The organism is uncultured Ruegeria sp., assembly GCF_947489545.1.
GTDB lineage: Bacteria > Pseudomonadota > Alphaproteobacteria > Rhodobacterales > Rhodobacteraceae > Ruegeria.
The window spans coordinates 288,141-305,717 of the sequence record NZ_CANLDZ010000001.1 but is presented as its reverse complement, the minus strand read 5'-3'; the positions used below and the strand labels follow the sequence as shown (position 1 = coordinate 305,717).

At 56.5% G+C, this 17,577-nt stretch carries 18 protein-coding genes; 10 read left to right on the top strand and 8 right to left on the bottom strand.

Going from position 1 to position 17,577, the window contains the following annotated elements; translation table 11 throughout:
* Nucleotides 1-47 precede the first annotated feature (47 nt).
* The 4 genes from Q1B13_RS01450 to Q1B13_RS01435 form a co-directional block, all read right to left on the bottom strand.
* Nucleotides 48-491: a MaoC family dehydratase gene (locus tag Q1B13_RS01450; RefSeq protein ID WP_120632010.1), complete on the bottom strand. Its 444-nt coding sequence runs from the start codon at nucleotides 489-491 to the stop codon at nucleotides 48-50.
* A 101-nt stretch (nucleotides 492-592) separates the two neighbouring features.
* Complete coding sequence (locus Q1B13_RS01445) at nucleotides 593-1,468, bottom strand: TIGR01459 family HAD-type hydrolase (protein ID WP_299077307.1); 876 nt, start codon at nucleotides 1,466-1,468, stop codon at nucleotides 593-595.
* Between the two features lie 358 nt (nucleotides 1,469-1,826).
* Entirely contained in the window at nucleotides 1,827-2,747 is a 921-nt protein-coding gene (locus Q1B13_RS01440; protein ID WP_298933881.1) for a manganese-dependent inorganic pyrophosphatase, read from the bottom strand.
* Between the two features lie 110 nt (nucleotides 2,748-2,857).
* Nucleotides 2,858-3,838, bottom strand: a complete 981-nt coding sequence (locus Q1B13_RS01435) for a TraB/GumN family protein (protein ID WP_298933879.1) — start codon at nucleotides 3,836-3,838, stop codon at nucleotides 2,858-2,860.
* Nucleotides 3,839-3,963: 125 nt separating this feature from the next.
* Here Q1B13_RS01435 and Q1B13_RS01430 point away from each other — a divergent pair, with 125 nt between their 5' ends.
* The 6 genes from Q1B13_RS01430 to Q1B13_RS01405 all read left to right on the top strand — a co-directional run bounded on the left by Q1B13_RS01430 (nucleotide 3,964) and on the right by Q1B13_RS01405 (nucleotide 9,839).
* Nucleotides 3,964-4,638 (top strand): DUF2161 domain-containing phosphodiesterase, encoded by a 675-nt coding sequence (locus tag Q1B13_RS01430; RefSeq protein WP_299077304.1) that lies wholly within the window; start codon nucleotides 3,964-3,966, stop codon nucleotides 4,636-4,638.
* A gap of 163 nt (nucleotides 4,639-4,801) precedes the next feature.
* Complete coding sequence (locus Q1B13_RS01425; RefSeq protein WP_298933877.1) at nucleotides 4,802-5,089, top strand: co-chaperone GroES; 288 nt, start codon at nucleotides 4,802-4,804, stop codon at nucleotides 5,087-5,089.
* 63 nt (nucleotides 5,090-5,152) lie between these two features.
* A complete protein-coding gene (gene groL / locus Q1B13_RS01420; RefSeq protein ID WP_299077300.1) occupies nucleotides 5,153-6,796 on the top strand; it encodes a chaperonin GroEL in 1,644 nt (547 codons plus the stop codon).
* A 210-nt stretch (nucleotides 6,797-7,006) separates the two neighbouring features.
* Nucleotides 7,007-7,879, top strand: coding sequence for a DMT family transporter (locus tag Q1B13_RS01415; RefSeq protein WP_366870823.1), 873 nt, complete (start codon nucleotides 7,007-7,009; stop codon nucleotides 7,877-7,879).
* A 38-nt stretch (nucleotides 7,880-7,917) separates the two neighbouring features.
* Complete coding sequence (locus Q1B13_RS01410; RefSeq protein WP_299077297.1) at nucleotides 7,918-8,691, top strand: alpha/beta hydrolase; 774 nt, start codon at nucleotides 7,918-7,920, stop codon at nucleotides 8,689-8,691.
* On the top strand, nucleotides 8,688-9,839 hold the full coding sequence (locus Q1B13_RS01405) for an alpha-D-ribose 1-methylphosphonate 5-triphosphate diphosphatase (protein WP_299077294.1): 1,152 nt from the start codon (nucleotides 8,688-8,690) through the stop codon (nucleotides 9,837-9,839). The genes Q1B13_RS01410 and Q1B13_RS01405 overlap by 4 nt, the downstream gene beginning before the upstream one ends.
* Before the next feature lie 69 nt (nucleotides 9,840-9,908).
* Here Q1B13_RS01405 and Q1B13_RS01400 read toward each other — a convergent pair whose 3' ends face one another.
* The 3 genes from Q1B13_RS01400 to Q1B13_RS01390 form a co-directional block, all read right to left on the bottom strand.
* Nucleotides 9,909-10,976: a 5-(carboxyamino)imidazole ribonucleotide synthase gene (locus tag Q1B13_RS01400; RefSeq protein ID WP_299077291.1), complete on the bottom strand. Its 1,068-nt coding sequence runs from the start codon at nucleotides 10,974-10,976 to the stop codon at nucleotides 9,909-9,911.
* Nucleotides 10,969-11,457, bottom strand: coding sequence for a 5-(carboxyamino)imidazole ribonucleotide mutase (purE, locus tag Q1B13_RS01395; protein ID WP_299077288.1), 489 nt, complete (start codon nucleotides 11,455-11,457; stop codon nucleotides 10,969-10,971). Before purE ends, Q1B13_RS01400 begins: the two co-directional genes overlap by 8 nt.
* 86 nt (nucleotides 11,458-11,543) lie before the next feature.
* Nucleotides 11,544-11,768: a DUF465 domain-containing protein gene (locus Q1B13_RS01390; RefSeq protein ID WP_299077285.1), complete on the bottom strand. Its 225-nt coding sequence runs from the start codon at nucleotides 11,766-11,768 to the stop codon at nucleotides 11,544-11,546.
* Between the two features lie 165 nt (nucleotides 11,769-11,933).
* Here Q1B13_RS01390 and Q1B13_RS01385 point away from each other — a divergent pair, with 165 nt between their 5' ends.
* The 4 genes from Q1B13_RS01385 to Q1B13_RS01370 all read left to right on the top strand — a co-directional run bounded on the left by Q1B13_RS01385 (nucleotide 11,934) and on the right by Q1B13_RS01370 (nucleotide 15,754).
* The gene (locus Q1B13_RS01385) at nucleotides 11,934-12,347 is read left to right on the top strand and encodes an Hsp20 family protein (protein WP_298933865.1); all 414 of its coding nucleotides are present in this window, start codon (nucleotides 11,934-11,936) and stop codon (nucleotides 12,345-12,347) included.
* A 5-nt stretch (nucleotides 12,348-12,352) separates the two neighbouring features.
* Complete coding sequence (locus Q1B13_RS01380; RefSeq protein WP_298933863.1) at nucleotides 12,353-12,577, top strand: DUF1150 family protein; 225 nt, start codon at nucleotides 12,353-12,355, stop codon at nucleotides 12,575-12,577.
* Between the two features lie 49 nt (nucleotides 12,578-12,626).
* Complete coding sequence (locus Q1B13_RS01375; protein ID WP_299077282.1) at nucleotides 12,627-13,511, top strand: PhzF family phenazine biosynthesis protein; 885 nt, start codon at nucleotides 12,627-12,629, stop codon at nucleotides 13,509-13,511.
* Nucleotides 13,512-14,194: 683 nt separating this feature from the next.
* Entirely contained in the window at nucleotides 14,195-15,754 is a 1,560-nt protein-coding gene (locus tag Q1B13_RS01370) for a heme peroxidase family protein (RefSeq protein ID WP_299077279.1), read from the top strand.
* Nucleotides 15,755-15,816: 62 nt separating this feature from the next.
* On the opposite strand, the gene Q1B13_RS01365 is transcribed toward Q1B13_RS01370, so the two are convergent.
* The gene (locus tag Q1B13_RS01365) at nucleotides 15,817-17,532 is read right to left on the bottom strand and encodes a bifunctional sulfate adenylyltransferase/adenylylsulfate kinase (protein ID WP_299077276.1); all 1,716 of its coding nucleotides are present in this window, start codon (nucleotides 17,530-17,532) and stop codon (nucleotides 15,817-15,819) included.
* Nucleotides 17,533-17,577 lie beyond the last annotated feature (45 nt).

The window sequence follows — 17,577 nt, the reverse complement described above, 5'->3', positions numbered from 1 at the left end:
CCGATCCTTCCAATGGAAATCTCTTGGTTAATTGCTTGAACGGGTGATCAGTCGAATTTGCGCGACGGTGCCAGAACCATGGCTTCGCCCACCAGCACCTTCTTGCCGTCGACGGAACAATGGCAGTCCAGCTTGACGCGTCGCTTTGCGACATCCATGTCGATCACCTTGACCTCGGCATAAACCATGTCACCAGGGCGCACGGGGGCCAGAAATTTCAGCGACTGGCCCATATAGACCGTACCATGGCCGGGCAGCTGCTCACCGATCACGGCCGAGATCAGGCCCGCCGTCAGCATTCCATGGGCGATACGCCCCTCAAAGATTGTATCGCGGGCGTAGTCATCATCCAGATGCACCGGGTTCCGGTCAGTAGAGATCTGCGCGAACATCTCGATATCTTCATCTGTCACCACTTTGCGCAGATGCCGGGTCATGCCCATTTCGATGTCTTCGATACAAATCGTTCCGCGTGGAAGATTGTCCAACATGTTGCCCTCACTCGATATCGGCCGTGAAAGAAAAAACCACCATCAGGCCAAGGTTGGCAACTTTATTACTTCGCAGTTGCAGAAAATCAAGTGAAAAATATCTACCTCAGACGACCGATTGTATAGGTGGGGTTGATATTTTCTTTTTGAATATAATCGGTTAGTGATTCTGCGTGTGGATGGTGCGTTGTTTTTGTTTCCGCAGCAGCCAGACCGCCCGAAATAAAGAGGGTATCGATTCCCTCTCCCATTCCGCCCATGATGTCGGTGTGGGGGCCGTCCCCGATGGCCAGAATCTCCGCGTCCGCAACGTCGGTGCCCAGCTCCTGCAGCCGGCGGCGGGCCAGATCATAGATCGGTGGGTGCGGTTTTCCGAAATAAAGGCTCTCACCACCCATTTCGGTGTACAGCCGTGCCAGTGCCCCAGCACACCATTCGCGAACCTCGCCCCGGTCGACGACGATGTCGGGGTTGGCACATAGCAGTTTGAGGCCCATCTGCTTTGCATACAGGAAATCAGGGCGGTTCACGTCAGGATCCGCCATAGGATCAAACGGCCCGCAACACACGATACCTTCCGCCTGATCCAAAGGAACACGTTCGATGTGGATGGGATGATGGAGCAATTTCAAAGGTTCAAAGAACCCTGCATCGCGTTCCCATTCTCCCATGAAGTAGACCTTCTCGCCGACAGCGCTGCGAAACATCGCTGACCGGGCCGAGTCGCCGCTGGTTGCGATGGTGTCATAGGCATCTGGTGGGACGTTGAATTGCTCCAACTGGGTCGCAACCCCGGCGCGCGGCTTTGGGGAATTGGTGACCAGCACAACCAACCCACCGCTGGCGCGATAGGCCTGCAAGGCGGCGACGGCTTCGGGAAAGGCTGTAATTCCGTTGTGGACACAGCCCCAGAGATCCACAAACAAGGCCTTGTAGCGGTCCGAAATAGTGGCGAGGGAGGGGATGATCTGGGTCATATGTGGCCTCAAGCTGAAACTGCATACGCCTTATGACCGATTGGCAAAAGATTGGCCACTGATCGATACGCGGCGCTGCTCAGTTCGATCTGGCTTGCGGCGACATGGCGCACAGGTTGTTGTTTTACAGCCCCATCCAGGTTTGTCCTGTTCCAGGATGGAGAGCATGCGGTGAGTGAAAACGCCAAAACACCGATGAGCATTGCTTTGTGAAACAATGCTTAGTCGCCGTTCTTCCGAAAAGTATTCGGCGGCACTCGCATCAGATTCAACACTGGGTACAACTGTTGTTGGAGGCTATCTTTAGAACAATGCTGCGGGGCCTGACTGCTGCACAGCGAAAGGCCCCGCTCATTCTTTAGACTTTAAGGTTGGGGATGATCTGCTTCTTGCGACTCATCACGCCGGGGAGAACGACGCTGTCGCCTTCAACGGATGCCCCAAAGCTCTTTTCTGCGACGCCTTTGACCAGATCGTTGGGCACCAGCAGAGTGGCCTCTTCGTTCAGAATGTCGACGACGAAGAGCAGAACCTGATCAACGCCGTCTTCTTTCGAAACATCCACCATCGATTCAGCCAGGCTGGCTTTTCGGTCCAGCACAACGCCTGGTGCGGTTGTTTCCAGAACCGAGACACGGAACTTGGTGCCGTCGACCTCGTATTCCTTGCTGTCCATGCGGATCAACTCGGCATCCGAGAAGGATGAGACATCGGATTTTGCAGCGAACATGTCTGCGGCATAGGCGGAAACATCCAGTCCCAGATCGGCCGCCAGTTTCTCGGCCACAGCGCGGTCATGCGGGGTGGTCGTCGGTGAGCGGAATTCCAGAGTGTCCGACAGAATGCAGGTCAGTGCCGCGCCCTTGATAGCTTCGGGTATCTTGGCAACGTCATCGCCTATCAGGTCGATCATGATCGTCGCGGTGCAGGCCAGTGGGCGTACAGTGATGTCGATTGGGCCTTTGGTTTCCAGGCCACCAACCAGTTTGTGGTGGTCAATGATCGCTTGGATATCGGCGCTGTTGATGCTGGCGGGCAGTTCAGCAGGATTGTTGGTGTCAACGATTACAACCGCCGCGCCTTCGGCCACATCTTCGATGATCCGCGGCTTGGGCAGGTTCCAGCGGTCCAACATGAACGCTGCTTCGGTGTTCGGCTCGCCCAGCAAAACAGGCTCGGCCGCTTCGCCTTTGACTTCATTCAAGTACCAGGCCCACAGTATAGGAGAGCCGGTGGAATCGGTGTCGGGGGACTTATGGCCGAATACTTGGGTGGTCATGTCGGAATCCTGAAAAATGGGAATTTGCGCGCCTTATAGGGCGGTCCGCTTGGGTTGTCACCCGGCAGAGTTTTCGCTGCGACAGTTGGCCTGAATTTAGCCAGGTCCTGTCAAAACGCTGAGCGGGTCAGGGTGTACCCCGCCTGCTGCAATTGGTTCAACAGGCCATGTGTGCCGCCAAGATGCGCTGCACCCACGGCTATCACGGCCGTTTGATCCTGAATGTTCAGGAGATGCGACATCCAGTTGTTGTTCCGCTCGATTAGCAAGTGTTGTTCGAATGCGCTCCATTCCTCGGCAAACACTTCGGGCGACATACCAGAATACTCACGCGCCATAATTCGACCGAGTTCGATGGACTGTGCGTGATTTTCCTCGAAATAAGCATTTGTCACAGTGGCCATCTGATCGTCGCTGTTTTCATACGAATTGACCCACCGCGCCAGCGATTCCGCCTGCTCTTCGATGGTGTAGATTTCGAACATGGCCATCAGTTCCTCAATGCTCTCCAATGAAAATTGGGGAATGCCTTGTTCTTTGGCCAGCTCGGTCAGACGCGCGTCCAGCCCATGATTGGCGTCCGGGTCCTGAACTAAGCACGCAGGCATAGTCAGCGTCATCCCCAAAAACCAGGGGCGCATTTTCGCCCCCATCCAGCTGGGTATGCCACGCTCGGCCAGCGCAGAAGACAGGGTTGTCCAAGCCTCTTCGGGCAGCAGGTCAATCAGGGTCGGGCCGGACGTGATCAAGATCTGGCTTGGGTCCATGGCCAGTTCCTGTTCCCAGGCGTTCATCTCCTCTTGAGTCACTTCGAAATAAAAAGCGTCGGCCTGACTGAGTGTTGGCGTCAGCCGCGCGACGGTCGCATCCATGCGCGGATCGTTCAGGTGCATCGTTCCAATCAGATGCAGCACCGTGTAACCCTTGGTGGCGACCCAATGGTTGCCTTCCGAAAAGGGCCAGTTGATCAGGGCCTGATCCAATTCTGCTTGCAGTTCGGGGGTAAAGTCTTCTCTCAGATCGCGGCCCTCGCAGGCGGCGCGAGCTGTCGCAGGCAGCAGCAGGCAGGTCAGAAACAGGAATAGGCGCATGTGTGGTATCCTGATGGGGTCATCTCTGCACAAGACCTTGCCCCGGCGCAGGGCGGTGTGCAAGGCGAACCAAGGGGTTGCACGCGGCCTCTGGCATTCCGCAGCAAATCGCATAGCATGCGATCATGGACCGCGAGCAGGATCTTTATCCCCCCATCAAGGCTTTGTTGCAGCGTCAGGGTTATGACGTCAAAGGCGAGGTCGGCGCGGCCGACATTGTGGCCATTCGCGAAGGCTCTGACCCAGTCATAGTCGAGCTCAAGCTAAAATTCTCTTTGGCGTTGTTTCATCAGGCGATCACCAGATTGAAACTGACCGATCAGGTCTACATCGCGGTGTGCAAACCAAAGGGACGCAGTGCCCGGCGGATGTTGAAGGACAATCTCGTGCTGTGTCGCCGGTTGGGGCTGGGCCTTATCACGGTGCGGATGGATGGAGAGGTCGAGGTGCAGTGCGACCCAGGTCCTTACGCACCGCGTAAGGACAAGAAAAAGACCGCGCGCTTGCTGCGGGAATTCGACCGCCTTGAAGGTGATCCAAACGCAGGGGGTGCGACACGGCACGGGATCGTCACGGCCTACCGTCAGGACGCATTGAAGTGTGCCAGCCATCTTGCTGAGTGCGGCGCGAGTAAAGGATCGGACGTGGCCATGGCCACCGGAGTGACCGAGGCGACGCGCCTGATGCGAGACAACCATTATGGATGGTTTGATAAGGTGGAGAAGGGCATCTACGGGTTGACTGATGCCGGGTATGACGGCCTGAAACACTGGGCCTATAGCTGGGAACAGACCGATTGAAGCCAATTCATTTCGGACGAACCAAAAAATCTCTCTCATCTTGTTGACTCGCTGCAATCGACCCCCTAGCTATGCGACGTTATCACTCGCAAGGGTCGAGTGATAACGCCTCGCCAACCGGCGGGGGGAGGAAAACAAACTTTGAGCCCAAGGAGCTGCAAAGATGGCATTGAAACCGCTTCATGACCGCGTGCTGGTTCGCCGTACCGAAAGCGACGAAAAAACCGCTGGTGGTCTGATCATTCCCGACAGCGCAAAAGAAAAGCCCAGCGAAGGCGAAGTCGTCTCGACTGGCGAAGGCGCACGTAAGGACAGTGGAGAGCTGATCGCGATGGCTGTGAAAGCTGGCGACAAAATCCTGTTCGGCAAATGGTCCGGCACAGAGGTTAACGTCGACGGCGAAGAGCTGCTGATGATGAAAGAAAGCGACATCATGGGGATCATCGAGTAAGCCCTGCGCTTTCTCTGATCTCTGGACGCTTATTCTTAAAACTATTTCTCAAGGAGAAAATACATGGCTGCTAAGGACGTCAAGTTTGACACCGATGCCCGTAACCGCATGCTGGCAGGTGTGAACATCCTGGCTGATGCTGTCAAAGTAACCCTGGGCCCCAAAGGCCGCAACGTGGTTCTGGACAAATCCTTCGGCGCACCGCGCATCACCAAAGACGGTGTTTCGGTTGCCAAGGAAATCGAACTCGAAGACAAGTTCGAAAACATGGGCGCGCAGATGGTGAAAGAAGTCGCCAGCCGCACCAATGACGAAGCCGGCGACGGCACCACCACCGCAACCGTTCTGGCTCAGTCCATCGTCAAAGAAGGTCTGAAGCAGGTTGCGGCGGGCCTGAACCCGATGGACCTGAAGCGCGGCATCGATCTGGCAACTGCCAAGGTTGTTGCAGGCATCAAAGAGATGGCGCGTGAAGTCAAAGACTCGGCAGAAGTTGCTCAGGTTGGCACCATTTCTTCCAACGGTGAAACCCAAATCGGTCAGCAGATCGCAGACGCGATGCAGAAGGTTGGCAACGAGGGTGTTATCACTGTCGAAGAAAACAAAGGCCTGGAAACCCAGACTGATGTTGTCGAAGGTATGCAGTTCGACCGTGGCTACCTGTCGCCTTACTTCGTGACCAACGCTGACAAGATGATCGCAGACCTCGAAGACTGCATGATCCTGCTGCACGAAAAGAAACTGTCCTCGCTGCAGCCGATGGTTCCGCTGCTCGAGCAGGTGATCCAGTCGCAAAAGCCGCTGCTGATCATTGCCGAGGATGTTGAAGGCGAAGCGCTGGCAACGCTGGTTGTTAACAAGCTGCGCGGCGGCCTGAAAATTGCTGCTGTCAAAGCACCGGGCTTCGGCGATCGCCGCAAGGCCATGCTGCAGGACATCGCAATCCTGACCGGCGGTCAGGTCATCAGCGAAGATCTGGGCATGAAGCTCGAGTCCGTGACCATGGACATGCTGGGCACTGCCAAGAAAATCGAAATCACCAAAGACGAGACTACCATTGTCGACGGTGCTGGCGAGAAAGCCGAGATCGAAGCACGTGTTGCTCAGATCCGCACCCAGATCGAAGAAACCACAAGCGACTACGACCGTGAGAAGCTGCAAGAGCGCGTTGCCAAACTGGCAGGCGGTGTTGCTGTTATCCGCGTCGGGGGCATGACCGAAGTTGAAGTGAAAGAGCGTAAGGACCGTGTGGACGATGCTCTGAACGCAACACGCGCTGCCGTTCAGGAGGGTGTCGTCGTTGGCGGTGGTGTTTCGCTGGTTCAGGCTGGTAAAGCTCTGGAAACTCTGAAAGGCGAAAACGCTGACCAGAACGCCGGTATCACCATCGTTCGTAAAGCCATCGAAGCGCCGCTGCGTCAGATTGCTGAAAACGCAGGTGTTGACGGTGCGGTTGTAGCTGGCAAAGTTCGTGAATCCGGCGATGCATCCTTTGGCTTCAACGCTCAGACCGAAGAATATGGTGACATGTTCGCATTCGGCGTGATCGACCCGGCCAAAGTTGTCCGTACCGCTCTGGAAGATGCGGCATCGGTTGCTGGCCTGCTGATCACAACTGAAGCGATGGTTGCTGATAAGCCCGCCAAAGAAGGCGCGCCTGCCGGTGGCGGCATGCCCGACATGGGCGGCATGGGCGGCATGATGTAAAACGCGGAATTCGCCTCGGCGAGTTCTGATAGCCCTGGTGGCGCTTGGCCTTTTTGGCCAAGCTGCCGACCGGACACGCGTCAATGCTATTGAACGGGGTCGCTGTTGTGCGGCCCCGTTTTTTTGAAGCTCCGAATTCAATTGGGAATGGTTGCGCCTAGAATCCTAAATTTTGGCCGCAGATCAAAACGATCGCGAAAGTGAGTATCAATGTCGCGTGCAAGCAGCTATGCCGTTGATATGAGATTGTTTCTGCTAATAGCGCTGACAATGTGCGCCTTTGCGTCGAATTCCATCCTGAACCGTCTTGCAATTGACAGTGGTGCCAGTGATCCAGCCGGCTTTGCCGTTGTCCGGGTTCTTACGGGGGCTCTGGTCCTTGCTGGCTTGGTGAAATTGCGCGGTGGTCGTTTGACCCTGAGCAACCGTAGACGGATCGTCGGGGCTGGGTCTCTGTCGCTTTACATGATCGGGTTTTCCGTGGCCTATCTGACGCTCGACGCAGGGCTGGGTGCCTTGATCCTGTTCGGGGTGGTGCAGATCACGATGTTTGCCGCCACTTCTCTGACAGGAACAATACCGACAGCTAAGCAGCTTGCGGGCGCCGGACTGGCGCTGGGCGGGTTGGCCTGGGTCTTGTGGCCATCCGGCGCGATCCAAGTGGATCTGGTCGGGGCGGTCTTGATGGCCACGGCGGGCGTCGGCTGGGCCATTTACTCGCTTGCCGGAAGATCCGAACCGGATGCGTTGGAAGGGACGGCTGCCAACTTTGTTGTGGCACTGCCCGTGACAGCCGTGGCTTTGCTGGCCCTTGGCGATGCTTGGCAAATGAGCGTGTTTGGATACGTCTTGGCCGCGCTGTCGGGTGGTGTGACCTCAGGGCTGGGCTATGCGCTTTGGTACCGCGTGCTGCCACAGCTTGTCCCGTCAACAGCAGCTGTTGTGCAACTTAGCGTTCCGGTTATTGCTATTGTCGCTGGTGTCATACTGCTTGGCGAAACAGCCGGACCACGTTTGGTCGTGGGGGCAGTGTTCGTCCTCGGCGGCATAGCATTGGCCGTCGCGCGACCACGACGTGGCTAGGTCTTTCATTGCCGAAGGATAGGCTTTATCTGGCGGATATGAGATTCCTGTTCGCCTTCCTCTTTTGTCTTTTCCCTGCCGCAGTTAGCGCGAAATGCGTGATCCTACTGCATGGTCTTGCGCGGACCGAGGCATCTTTTTCCGTCATGGAGCAATTGTTCAAAACCCATGGCTACACAGTTGTTCGCCCTGGTTATCCGTCAACCGATATGGGCATTCCCGATTTGGCAAACCAAACCTTGCCCGATGCGTTTGCAGCATGCGGTGAAGATACTGCGAATGTCGTGTCTCACTCCATGGGGGGGATATTGCTACGTTACTGGTTGCAGGACAATCGGCCGAGTAATCTGGGCCGTACCGTTATGCTGGGCCCGCCAAATCAGGGCAGTCAACTGGTTGATGAACTCAGCGCCTGGGAAGTGTTTGGCTATCTCAACGGGCCCGCAGGTTTGCAACTGGGAACAGGGCCAGAAGGTATACCGCGACAATTGCCGCCGGTTGATTTTGAACTGGGCGTGATCGCAGGCAAAAACTCATTAAACCCGGTGTTTTCATCGCTGATTGATGGTCCGGATGATGGCAAAGTGTCGATTGAAACCACCAAAGTAGAAGGGATGGCCGACTACATCATTCTGCCTGTGACCCACACCTTCATGATGAACAATCCACGTGTCATGGCGCAAGCGCTGCATTTCATCGAATTCGGGCAGTTTGACCCGCAAATCACCTGGCTTGACGGGGTGATGGACGTGATTGATGAGATCTGCATCGGAGAAGACTGCTCAGAACCGGACTCGGAGCCGACACAATGACGGCATTGGAGGTGACTTTATCAGGCGCGGATGTCTTGCTGCCAGATGTCGGATTGTCGCGCGCGAACCTGACCATCGCTGACGGGCAGGTGCAAAAGGATCCTGCGGGGCCGCAAGTGGATCTGTCCGGCTACACTGTCTTGCCTGGTATTGTCGATCTGCACGGCGACGGGTTCGAACGCCATATTGCGCCGCGCCGGGGTGCAATGAAGCAGATGGATGAAGGCATCCTTTCAGTTGAGGCCGAGTTGGCTGCCAATGGTATTACCACCGCTGTTCTGGCGCAGTTTTACAGCTGGGAGGGGGGCGTGCGTGGGCCTGAATTTGCCTCTCAAGTCTTTGACGCGATTGCTGCTGTGAAAGGCAGTGTGGTGACAGACCTGATCCCACAGCTGCGTTTTGAGACCCATATGCTGGATGATTATGCCGGATTGCCAGAACGGATCGCGAGATGGCAGGTGCCCTATGTGGTGTTCAACGACCACTTACCGCACGGCCGGTTGGCACAAAGCCGAACGCCACCACGTCTGACGGGACAAGCCCTGAAGGCCGGGCGTAGCCCGGAAACCCATCTTGAGATGTTGCAGACCATGCACGCGCGCAGGGGTGAAGTTCCGGCTGCGCTAGAGGTGCTTTGTTCCGACCTTGCTGATCTTGGCATTCGTCTGGGCAGCCATGATGATGCAACGGCTGAGGCGCGGGCCTGGTGGCGCGCGCGCGGTGTCTCCGTCGCTGAGTTTCCCGAAACGCTGGACGCCGCCGAAGCTGCACGCACAGCCGGGGACTACATCATACTAGGGTCGCCCAACGTGGTGCGGGGTGGCTCGCACAAAGGCAACGCGAGTGCTTTGGACCTGATCGCTATGGGCCTGTGTGATGCGCTTGCGTCGGATTACCACTATCCCAGTCCGCGTCGTGCCGCGCTGATGCTGACCAAAAGCGGTCTGCTGGATCTGGCCGGTGCGTGGGCTCTGATCTCATCCGGCCCGGCCAAGGTATTGGGTCTGACAGATCGCGGAGCGTTGGCACCCGGCAAACGTGCGGACCTTGTCATCTTGAACGCTGAAAATCACCGGGTGGTCGCCACGATGGCTGGTGGGCGTGTCAGCTACATGTCCGGAGACATCGCCGCCAGGTTCATAACCTAACGCCGCGCCAACTCTTCATCTTTTCGCAAATACTCCTGCCAGATGCCTCGCGCGGATGCGCGATTAACCCTAACGAACCATCCGGTTGAAGTGGCCCATCTTACGGCCCGCCTTAACCTCGGCTTTGCCGTAGAGATGCAACGCGACATCGCTCTCCCGTGCCAGCTCCGGCACTCGGTCCATGTCATGCCCGATCAGGTTCTCCATCACCACGTCCGAGTGGCGCTGCCCATCACCCAACGGCCAACCTGTGACGGCACGGATGTGTTGTTCGAACTGATCGACGGCACAGCCGTTCTGTGTCCAATGACCCGAATTATGCACACGCGGTGCAATCTCGTTCACAATTAATCCCTTCGGCGTCACAAACAGCTCGACCCCCATGACACCCACATAGTCCAAGGCGTTCAGGATGTTGGCCGCTACTAGGATAGCATCGGTGCGCTGCGCAGGTGGCAGCCGGGCAGGGACGGTGGTCGTGTGCAGGATACCATCTCGATGCACATTCTCGCCCGGATCGAAACAGGCGACCTGACCATCCAGACCCCGTGCCGCGATGATTGAGACCTCATGTGTGAACTCAACAAATCCTTCCAAAATGGCTGGTGCTCCGGCCATCTCGGACAATGCCGCTTCGGCGTCTTCTGGTGCGCGAAGCCGCGCTTGACCTTTGCCATCATAGCCAAAACGGCGGGTTTTAAGGATCGCTGGCGCTCCGATCGCATCAATTGCGGCGCGTAGGCTGTCCAGATCGGTGATGTCGGCAAAGGGCGCGGTATTCAACCCCAGCCCCTGAAGGAAGGTTTTCTCGGTCAACCTGTCCTGACTGACCCGCAGTGCTTCGCGTCCCGGGCGGATCGGGCGGTGCGCTTCCAGCACATTCAGCGCTTCGGTCGGGATGTTTTCGAACTCGTAGGTGATCACATCGACCGAGGCGGCAAAGGCCGTCAACGCATCCGCGTCATCATAGCCCGCTGTCGTGACGTGATCTGCGACATGTCCGGCGGGTGGGTTTGCGCCCGGTTCGTAGATATGGCTGACAAATCCAAGCCGCGCCGCCGCGACCGACAACATGCGGCCCAGCTGGCCACCACCCAAGATTCCAATTCTTGCGCCGGGTGCCAGTGTTTCAGACATCTTTTGGCTCCTGCGGGATCGAGGCCGAGAGAGCCTCACGCCATGCTTCGAGCCGTCTGGCCAGCGCCTCATCCTGCAGGGCCAGAATGCCGGCGGCCATCAGACCGGCGTTGGCGCCGCCGGCAGATCCTATGGCCATAGTGGCAACCGGAAAGCCTCTGGGCATCTGCACGATGGAATAGAGTGAATCGACACCTGATAGTGCACGCGTCTGCACTGGCACGCCGATCACGGGTATCCGGGTCTTGGACGCCATCATGCCAGGCAGATGCGCAGCACCACCTGCACCTGCGATGATCACGTTCAACCCACGCTCGACCGCGGTTTTCCCATAGTCCCAGAGCCGATCAGGGGTGCGATGGGCCGAAACGATGCGCTTTTCATAAGCGACACCCAATTCATCCAGAATATCTGCGGCTTCCTTCATGGTCGGCCAGTCCGATTGGCTGCCCATGATGATCCCGACTTTGATCTCACCCATCCGCTCATATCCCCGGCTTTTTAAAGAGCGCGAACTATAGCCAAATCCGTCTTCGTGGCAATGCGTTACAGTCAGGCTGTTAGGCGTCAAGCAATGATATCTGGGGTCAGGCGATCCTCGATCAGGCGGATCAGGTCTTTCAGCTTCAGTTTCTGCTTTTTCAGCCGTTTGATTGTCAGCTGATCCGAGGTGCCCTTGGACTGCAACGCTTCGATGGCTTCGTCCAGATCGCGGTGCTGGCGGCGGAAAACCTCCAGCTCAACGCGCAGAACTTCATCTGTTTTCATCGAAAGATCGGTAGGCGCGTTCATGGGCGACTCAATTTTGAAGGTGGTGCGTTCCACACAAGATAGTGTGTTCAAGTGAATCCGGCCAGACCTTGTGGACATCCTGATTTCTTCCCATATTCTATTATGTGTGGTTGCCGAAACTGGGGCCGCTCAAAACGTCGCTTTGGCAAAAAAGGACGAGAAAACGTGTCAAAACTTACTCTTGGCTCATACCCGCATCTTTTGGGGTTCGAGCAGTTGGAACGCCTTTTGGAACGGTCTGCCAAGGCCGGTAACGAAGGTTATCCGCCTTATAATATCGAACAGACCTCGGACTTTTCGTACCGCATTACCTTGGCCGTGGCCGGTTTTGCAGAAGAGGACCTGTCGATCACCATCGAGGATCGCCAACTGGTGATCCGGGGCCGTCAACGCGACGACAGCGAGGGGCGTATATTCCTGCACCGCGGGATCGCCGCACGCCAGTTCCAGCGCATGTACGTGCTGGCCGATGGGGTCGAAGTGGGCGAGGCAATCATGGAAAACGGTCTGCTTCATGTCGACCTGACCCGTGCCGTGCCCGAAACCGTGGTGCAAACAATCAATATAAAGAAGGGGTAAGAGCTATGAATACACCGATTGAGATCAATACCGAAGGCGACCGGATCGTCTATGTGAAATCTGTGGATGTGGCTGACCTGCCGCGTGATTTGCGAGAACAGGCCGGCGATCTGGATCATCTGTATGCCGTGCACGACTCGGACGGTCAGCAACTTGCGCTCGTGGCCGATCGTAAGCTGGCCTTTGTCTTGGCGCGACAGCATGACCTTTCGCCCGTGGCCGTTCACTGACGCGGCCCGATGGCCAATGATTTGACCGCTAAGATCCGAAAGAAGGTGCATGAGCTGGTTTGAGTTTGATTGGGTGGATGCCTTCAGTGATCGCGCCTTTGGGGGCAACGGGTGTGCTGTTGTCCATGGCGGCGCGGCGCTGACCGAGGATGTTTGCACCGCTTATGTCCGTGAAACCTCGCTGGTGGAGTGCACCTTCACGGGTCCGTCGGACATCGCCGATGTTCGGGTTCGATACTTCCTTGCCAGCCGCGAAATTCCATTTGCAGGCCATCCCACAATTGCCACGGTTGCGGCCATGAAATCTCGGGGGCTTTTTTCAGGCGATAGTCTGATCCTGGAAACTGGGGCTGGGCTTGTTTCGATACAGCTGAACGGGGACGAGATTGAAATGACCCAGGTCGCGCCAAAATTTGGCGCACATGTCTCGGCTGACCTTGTTGCCTCTGCGATTGGGCTGAGTGAGGACGCGATCATTTCTCCGCCGCAGATGGTGTCAACCGGGTTGCCGTTCTGCATCACTGTTTTGCGTGATCATGAAACACTGCGAGCAGCGCGTTTGGCTGAAGGTCCGCTGCGCGAAGTCGCTGCCGCCGCGGGCTATTCGGGCTCGGATATGGCCGAGCCGTTTCTGGTGACACTTCAGGGTGCAACGGCTGGGGGTGACACGTTCTCGCGTCTATTGCTGGCACCACCCAGCCCGCCGGAGGATCCTTTTACCGGATCCGCGACGGGTGCCATGGCTGCTTATCTGTGGAAATACGGTCTGATGGACAAAGACACGTTCACCGCTGAACAAGGCCACGATATGGGTCGCCCCGGTCAGGCGACAGTAACCCGGGTTGGCCCGCCCGACGCAATGACAGGGATTAAGGTTGCAGGTCGCGGCCATGTCTTGATGCGCGGGCAGGTCAATCTGCCTGATCAATTCTGATGACTCAGGCAGTTATGCCCTTCTGCGCTGTGGCGTGACGATGGTCCCGGGATGGGGCTAACTGTCGTCCGAAAGGACCAAGTTCTGTTCCTTGACCACCTCAGCCAAGCGGGATCTCGTGGGGCACTAATTGCGTCATTCGGTCATCGAGTGGGTGTGCGAGAGGGACTATCTCTCAGGTGAACTGACCGATGCGGTTCTGTATCTTTCGGTACCGATCTATTGGGGGTACCCAACATCGGTGATTTCTTTGACACTGCCGGCATGATTCTGCGCGAAACGCACGACGATATTCAAACAGCCATCAAAACCGCCAGCCCAGAGTATAATAAAATGCGTCTGACGGCGTCAAAAAAGTGCCCAAACGCAGGCCGTGGACTATTGAGAATTCGAAAGACGAGCGGTGAAAATACTTCGGGCCGAGATTTCATCCTGGCGTGCGACGGATGATTGTCCCTTGGTGCAAGCAATTGCAATGATTGAACGAACTGCAAGCACTGGCCGTTTTTTGCGCGGATAACTTATGAATCTATCGTTTCCACGCGTTTCGTGGTAACATTGTTTCGCGGCCGTCCCGGTATTTTGCGGGGTCGGGCGGCATTTTTGAGAACTAAATTTTATCAATTTTGCGCCCGATGAAGGGCCGTTTGAATAGTAACGAGTATTATTTTAGGAGCACTTTGATGAGCGTTTCGTCATCCAGGTATGGCATTACCAGCCTCCCCAGATCCAAGAACTACAAAGGCCCATTCGGAAGGTTGTTTCGCGAACTTCCACCGTGGCGGTCTCCCCATGGCGATGACGCCACAGCCGTCGCAGCGTTACGCGATTTTGCGACCAACGAGATGAGCGAAACAGCCGGGCAGGACGATCTGGACAATGCAAATCTGCCGGCGGGTTACACCTATTTTGGTCAGTTCGTGGATCACGACATTACGTTTGACCCAACCTCCTCCCTGATGCGTCAAAGCGATCCCGAGAAGCTAGAAAACTTCCGCACGCCACGCCTTGACCTGGATTGTCTCTATGGCGAAGGCCCGGCAGATGAACCTTTTATGTACGACAAGAATCGTGGCGGGGTGTTCCTCCTTGGGACAACTGAGAAGGACTGGACGGGCGACAAGGACATCGCGGGTTCGAAAGAACCGGACCTGCTGCGCAACCGGCAGGGGCGCGCCATTATTGGCGACATGCGAAACGATGAGAACGTGATCGTTTCCCAGTTCCAGTTGGCCATGTTGCGACTGCACAACCGGGTCATGCAGAAGCTGGCAACCGGTGATCCGGATGATGAGACGACCGAGTTCGGTTTTGACGGCGAAAAGTTTCAGGAAGCACAGCGCAAAGTGCGTTGGTTCTATCAATACGTTGTGTGGAACGACTTCATTAAACGCCTGGTCAGCGATGCAATTTGGACCAGGGTTCTGGACAAGTCCGACAACCACAAATTCAACGGCACCGTTTATGATTGGAACTATCAGCCGTTTATGCCGGTCGAGTTTTCTGTGGCGACCTATCGCTTTGGCCATTCGCTGATACGTCCAGGATATCAGGTCAACGTTAACGATGATAACGATACCGGGCTTGGATTTGGAAAAGAGCTGCCGATCTTCCACCCCGATGGCCCCGAGGATGACCAAGGAGATATCCGCCACGACCTGCGCGGTTTCCGCTCCTTCCCGCATCGCCATACGGTGCAATGGGATTGGTTCTTCGACATCAATTCAGCCGGACCTTTCCCGCAGCCTGCCAGACGGATTGACACAAAGCTGTCGTCGGCGGTTTTTGCGTTGGATGAAGGCCCGGCACCCAAGCCCAACATGCTGGCCTTCCTGAATCTGTTACGCTCAATGCGTCTGGAGTTGCCAAAAGGCTCTGATGTGGCACAGCGGATGGGTTTGACACCGCATGCGATCAACGATCCTCATGAGGATATCTTGTGGCACTACATTTTGAAAGAAAGCCAAATTCTTCCGGCAAACAACTCGGGTCGCATGCTCGGGGCAGTGGGTGGTACCATCGTTGCTGAGGTGTTCGGAGGGTTGCTGGACGGCGATCCGATGTCCTTTGTGCGCAACATGCCGAACTGGAAGCCAAATGACGACGCCGATCTGATGTCGCTGCTGGACAATCCGGCACCCGTGAACGGCGGGGACTGGGAGGTTGGCGATCTATTGCGGGCTTCTGGCGCGCCGATTGATGCCAACGATGTTGCGAACACAATCGCAAACGGCCGAAACTAAAAATGAGAAGGGCAGTGCTTTGTTCAAGCGCTGCCCTTTGATTTTTTCGTCGCGCGGGTCTACTAGCCTGCGATCAGGCCCATACTTTCGAGCTTCAGCAGAACCTGGTGGGCGCAATTGTCGACTTCGACATTTTCGGTCTCTACGCTCAGTTCGGGGTTGGCTGGAACGTCATAAGGGTCCGAGATGCCAGTGAATTCCTTGATCTTGCCTTCCCTTGCCAGCTTGTACAAACCCTTACGGTCGCGGCGTTCGCATTCTTCGATGCTGGTTGCCACATGAACTTCACAAAACGCGCCGAACTGTTCGATGTCTTCACGCACCGCGCGGCGGGTCGTGGCATAGGGTGCGATCGGTGCGCAGATGGCGATACCACCATTCTTGGTGATTTCGCTGGCCACATAACCGATGCGGCGGATGTTCAGGTCACGATGCTCTTTCGAAAAGCCCAATTCCGACGACAGGTTTTTCCGGACGATGTCGCCGTCCAGCAAGGTGACAGGACGCCCACCCATCTCCATCAGTTTGACCATAAGCGCGTTGGCGATGGTCGACTTGCCTGAGCCCGAGAAGCCGGTAAAGAAGACGGTAAACCCTTGCTGGCTGCGCGGCGGTTTGGTCTTGCGCAGCTCGGTCACAACCTCGGGGAAGCTGAACCATTCGGGGATTTCCAGACCTTCAGACAAGCGGCGGCGCAGTTCGGTGCCCGAGATATTGAGGATCGTGACGTTTTCTTTGTCTTCGATCTCGTCATTAGGCTCGTACTGGGCACGTTCCTGCACATAGACCATGTGTTTGAAATCGACCATTTCAACGCCGATCTCATCCTGGAACTGGCGGAACAGGTCCTGCGCATCATAGGGGCCATAAAAGTCCTCACCGGCCGAGTTCTTTCCGGGGCCGGCGTGGTCACGGCCAACGATGAAGTGAGTGCACCCGTGGTTGGCGCGGATCAGGCCGTGCCAGACCGCCTCACGCGGGCCCGCCATGCGCATCGCCAGGTTCAGCAGCGACATCGAGGTGGTCGAGGCTGGGTATTTGTCCAACACCGCCTCGTAGCAGCGGACGCGGGTGAAATGGTCCACGTCGCCAGGCTTGGTCATGCCGACAACCGGATGGATCAAAAGGTTGGCCTGAGCTTCTTTGGCGGCGCGGAAGGTCAGTTCCTGATGCGCACGGTGCAGCGGGTTGCGGGTTTGGAACGCCACGATGCGACGCCAGCCCAGCTTGCGGAAATAAGCACGCAGTTCGTTTGGTGTGTCGCGGCGTGCGCGGAAGTCATAGTGAACCGGTTGCTGGATGCCGACCACGGGGCCGCCCAGATAGACCTTGCCAGCATGGTTGTGCAGGTAGTTCACCGCCGGGTGTGCATCATCGTCGGCGCCAAAGACTTTTTTGGCCTCACGCGCCTTGTTCGGCGCCCAGCGGTCGGTGACGGTCATGGTGCCCAGAATGACACCTTCCTGATCGCGCAGGGCGATGTCCTGACCCAGCTCAATTTTCTCTGCAAAGTCTTCGCTTACGTCCAAAGTGATAGGCATCGGCCAAAGCGTGCCGTCTGCCAAACGCATATTCTCGACCACGTTGTCGTAATCTGCTTCACCAAGGAACCCTTTGAGTGGGTTGAACCCACCGTTCATCAACAGTTCCAGATCGCAGATCTGGCGCGGACTCAGGTCCCAACTGGTCAGGTCTGCGGCTTCGACTTTCAATTTCAGGGCCGAGTCATACGACACATAAAGTTCAGGGATAGGGGCCAAATTGCTTAACATCGTCATCAGAATACTCTTATAGCAGTTTTGTATTGCCGGTGATTCCAGGCG